Annotated in this window: 4 protein-coding genes; all 4 read right to left on the bottom strand. The window is 69.3% G+C overall.

The genetic code is table 11. From position 1 onward, the window contains the following. Positions 1–75: 75 nt before the first annotated feature. Positions 76–984, bottom strand: coding sequence for a hydroxymethylglutaryl-CoA lyase (locus ACK5F2_RS04165; RefSeq protein ID WP_409863004.1), 909 nt, complete (start codon positions 982–984; stop codon positions 76–78). A 1-nt stretch (position 985) separates the two neighbouring features. Then, complete coding sequence (locus tag ACK5F2_RS04160) at positions 986–2,983, bottom strand: acetyl-CoA carboxylase biotin carboxylase subunit (protein ID WP_409863002.1); 1,998 nt, start codon at positions 2,981–2,983, stop codon at positions 986–988. 26 nt (positions 2,984–3,009) lie between these two features. Continuing rightward, positions 3,010–4,062, bottom strand: coding sequence for a biotin synthase BioB (gene bioB / locus ACK5F2_RS04155; protein ID WP_409863000.1), 1,053 nt, complete (start codon positions 4,060–4,062; stop codon positions 3,010–3,012). Between the two features lie 2 nt (positions 4,063–4,064). Then, positions 4,065–4,391 (bottom strand): ATP-dependent dethiobiotin synthetase BioD (gene bioD, locus ACK5F2_RS04150; RefSeq protein WP_409862999.1); only part of this gene is annotated, 327 nt, incomplete at its 5' end.

Genomic DNA, 4,391 nt, shown 5'->3' with positions numbered 1-4,391 from the left:
CCCGCAACCCCCACGGCAGGCACTCCGGTCGTCGGCCCCCCCCCCCGCAGCAGAGGTGGGGCCTCAGGGAAACCCTCAGCCCGCCCGCTTGGCCAGGATGGCGCGACCCACGCGCGAGACCGGGGGGCGCTCCAGCACGCTGGAGATGAAGGCGCCTGCATCCACCAGACGGTCCAGATCGATGCCGGTGCTGATGCCCAGACCGTTGAGCATGAAGACCACGTCCTCGGTCGCCACATTGCCGGTCGCCCCCTTGGCATAGGGGCAGCCGCCCAGGCCCGCGACGCTGGCGTCGAAGGTGTGCACGCCCAGTTCCAGGCAGGCGTAGATATTGCTCAGGGCCTGGCCATAGGTGTCGTGGAAATGGCCGCTCACCTCCACCAGGGGATAGTGCTTGAGCGCGCGCTCCATGGCGGCCTGCACCTTGCGCGGCGTGCCCACGCCAATGGTGTCGGCCACGCCCATATGGTCCACGCCGATGCTCTTCATCAGCAGCACCACGCGCTCCACCTCGTCGGGGCTGATCTCGCCCTGGTAGGGGCAGCCCAGCGCGCAGGACAGCGCACCGCGCACCTTGATGCCGGCCTCATGCGCCGCGGCCACCACCGGGGCGAAGCGCTCGATGCTTTCGGCGATGGAGCAGTTGATGTTCTTCTGGCTGAAGGCTTCGGAGGCCGCGGCGAACACCACGATCTCGTCCGGTTGGGTCGGCAGGGCCGCCTCGAAGCCTTTCATATTCGGCGTGAGCACCGAGTAGCGCACGCCGGGGCGGCGCGCGATGGTGGCCATCACCTCCGCGTTGTCGGCCATCTGCGGCACCCATTTGGGGCTGACGAAGCTGGTGACCTCGATCTCCTTGAGGCCGGCCTCCTGCAGCAGGGCCACCAGCTGCGCCTTGTGCGCGGTGGACACCGGCTGCTTCTCGTTCTGCAGGCCGTCGCGTGGGCCCACATCGACCAGGGTGACGTGACTGGGCAAGCTCATCTCATGCCTCCAGCTTCAAGAGTTCGGAACCTTCGGCCACCTGGTCGCCCACGGCGTAGAGCAGCTCGGCCACCACGCCGTCGCGCGGGGCATGGATCTGGTGTTCCATCTTCATCGCCTCCATCACGGCCAGGGCCTGGCCCTTGCTCACCTTGTCGCCCGGCTGGGCCAGGAAGGACACCATCTTGCCCGGCATGGGCGCGGTCAGACGGCCGGCTTCGGAGGAACCCTCGCCGGCATGGGCGATCACATCCACCTCGGTCACCAGGGCCGAGCCCTGGGCGGTGAACACCGCCACCTTCTCGCCCAGGCCATAGACCGTGGCCACCACGCGGCGCTGGGCCAGGCCCTCGCCCAGCAGCAGCTCATGGCACTCCAGGCTGTGGCTGTTCACGGCAAAGGGCAAGACCTGGCCCGCCACGCTCAGGCTCATGCCGCCGCGGTGGTGGCGGGAGAGCAGCACCTGGTGGTGGTTGCCGACCAGGTCCAGCTCGAAGCGGCGGGTGGCGGCGCCAAACAGGCGCCAGCCATCGCGCTGGCTCCAGGGATCGCCCGCGCGCGGGGCGGCCGCCTCGGCTGCCAGGGTGTGGGCCACCACGGCCGCGGCCGCCACATCCAGGGCCAGACCCGGCTGCTCGAAGAGCGCGGCGCGCTCGCGCTCGATCAGGGCCGTGTCCAGATCGGCGCCGGCAAACGAAGCCGTGGCCGCGCAGCGGCGCAGAAAGGCCACATTGGTCTGCAGGCCCACGATATGCGTGTCGCGCAGGGCGGCATCCAGGCGGGCCAGGGCCTGCTCGCGGGTCTCGCCCCAGACGATGAGCTTGGCCACCATGGAATCGTAGAAGGGGCTGATGGCATCGCCCTCGCCCACGCCCGAGTCGATGCGCACCTCACCACGCTCGAAGGCCACATGGGCCGGCCAGCGCGCCACGCTCAGCGTGCCGGTGGCGGGCAGGAAGCCGGCATCCGGGTTCTCGGCGCAGATGCGCGCCTCGATGGCATGGCCGTGCATGCGCAGCTGCTCCTGCTTGAGCGGCAGGGGCTGGCCGGCCGCCACGCGCAGCTGCCACTCCACCAGGTCCTGGCCGGTGATGGCCTCGGTCACCGGATGCTCCACCTGCAGGCGGGTGTTCATCTCCATGAAGTAGAAGCGACCGTCCTGCTCGGCGATGAACTCCACCGTGCCCGCGCCCTGGTAGCCCACGGCCTTGGCCGCGGCCACGGCGGCCTCGCCCATCTCGCGGCGGCGCTCGGGCGTCATGCCCGGGGCGGGGGCCTCTTCCAGCACCTTCTGGTGGCGGCGCTGCACCGAGCAGTCACGCTCGAAGAGATAGACGCAGTCGCCATGACGGTCGCCAAAGACCTGAATCTCGATATGGCGCGGGCGCTGCACATAGCGCTCGATCAGCACCGCGTCATCGCCGAAGCTGTTGATGGCCTCGCGCTGGCAGGAGGCCAGTGCGGCCTCGAACTCCTCGGCCGCGAACACGGCGCGCATGCCCTTGCCGCCGCCGCCCGCGCTGGCCTTGATCAGCACCGGATAGCCGATGCGCTCGGCCTCGCGCGTGAGCAGGGCCGGGTCCGGGTCGGCGCCGTGATAGCCCGGCACCAGGGGCACGCCGGCCGCCTCCATCAGGCGCTTGGACTCGGCCTTCAGGCCCATGGCCTTGATGGCCGAGGGCGGCGGGCCGATGAAGACCAGGCCCGCCTCGGCACAGGCCTGGGCGAAATCCTCGTTCTCCGACAGAAAGCCATAGCCCGGGTGCACGGCCTGGGCGCCGGTGGCCCGGGCGGCCTCCAGGATGCGCTGCCACTGCAGATAGGAGTCCTTGGGCGCCGGGCCGCCGATCAGCACCGCCTCGTCGCAGGCCTGCACATGCTTGGCCTTGGCGTCGGCTTCCGAATACACCGCCACGGTCTGAATGCCCATGCGCCGGGCCGTTGCCGCGACGCGGCCGGCGATTTCGCCTCGATTGGCAATGAGGATCTTCTTGAACATGGCAATGTCTCCGGTCTTTGAATCGTTCAGTGGCAGTGGCCGCCGCAGGCCTCGCCGGCCTCCGCGGCGCTGAGCTCGGCCTCGCTGGCGCAGTGCATGCCCAGGCGCTGGATCAGCTGGCGGTCCTTCTCGGCCTGGGGGTTGCTGGTGGTGAGCAGCTTGTCGCCGTAGAACATGCTGTTGGCGCCGGCCAGGAAGCACAGGGCCTGCAGGCTCTCCGGCATCTCCTCGCGGCCGGCCGAGAGCCGCACCATGGCGCGCGGCATGGTGATGCGCGCCACGGCGATGGTGCGCACGAACTCGAAGGGGTCCAGTTGGGCCGTGCCGGCCAGGGGCGTGCCCTCCACCTGCACCAGATTGTTGATGGGCACCGACTCCGGGTAGGGATTCAGATTGGCCAGCTGCACCACCAGGCCGGCGCGCTGGCGGCGCGTCTCGCCCATGCCCACAATGCCGCCCGAGCAGACCTTGAGCCCCTGGGCGCGCACGCGCTCCAGGGTGTCCAGGCGGTCCTGGTAAGTGCGGGTGGTGATGATCTGGCCGTAGAACTCGGGCGCGGTGTCCAGGTTGTGGTTGTAGTAGTCCAGGCCCGCACCTTTAAGTTGCTCGGCCTGGCCCTCGGCCAGCATGCCGGCGGTCAGGCAGGTCTCCAGACCCAGGGCCTTGACGCCCGAGATCATCTCGCCGATGGCTTCCAGATGCCGCTCCTTGGGCGCGCGCCAGGCGGCGCCCATGCAAAAGCGCGTGGCGCCATTGGCCTTGGCGGCGCGGGCGGCCTCCATCACTTCTTCCAGCGGAATCAGCTTCTCGGCCTTGAGACCGGTGTCGAAATGGGCCGACTGCGGGCAGTATTTGCAGTCTTCCTCGCAGCCGCCGGTCTTGATGGACAGCAGGGTGGAAAGTTGCACCGCATTGGCGTCGAAATGCTCGCGGTGCACCTGCTGGGCGCGGAAGAGCAGATCGTTGAAGGGCAGCTCGAACAGGGCCGCCACCTCGTCCACCGTCCAGGGCTTGGCATTGCGGCGGTCGGCGTCGGTGGTGGGCGTCAGGGTCTGGATCTGGTTGACGGTCTGGTTCATCGTCAGGCTTTCAAGGCTTGCTGCAGCAGGGCCTGCTGCAAATGGGCGGCCACGGCCGCCGGGGAGGGAGTGGGGAGCCGGGGCACATGGCCCCAGCAAGGCGCATCCAGACCGGCCTGGAGGGCCTCAAGATTCTCGGCCACATGGGGCATATCGGGGTCCACGGTATTGGCCACCCAGGCAGCCAGGCGCAGGCCGCGTGCGCGCAGGGCCTCGGCCGTGAGCAGGGCGTGGTTGATGCAGCCCAGGCGCAGGCCCACGACCAGGACCAGGGGCAGGCCCAGGTCCACGGCCAGATCGGCAGTGTCCCAGCCGGAGATCAGAGGAAC

This window comes from Roseateles sp. (genome assembly GCF_046300915.1).
GTDB lineage: Bacteria > Pseudomonadota > Gammaproteobacteria > Burkholderiales > Burkholderiaceae_C > Kinneretia.
The sequence above is the reverse complement of the archived record's forward strand: the minus strand, read 5'-3'. Positions and strand labels throughout refer to the sequence as shown.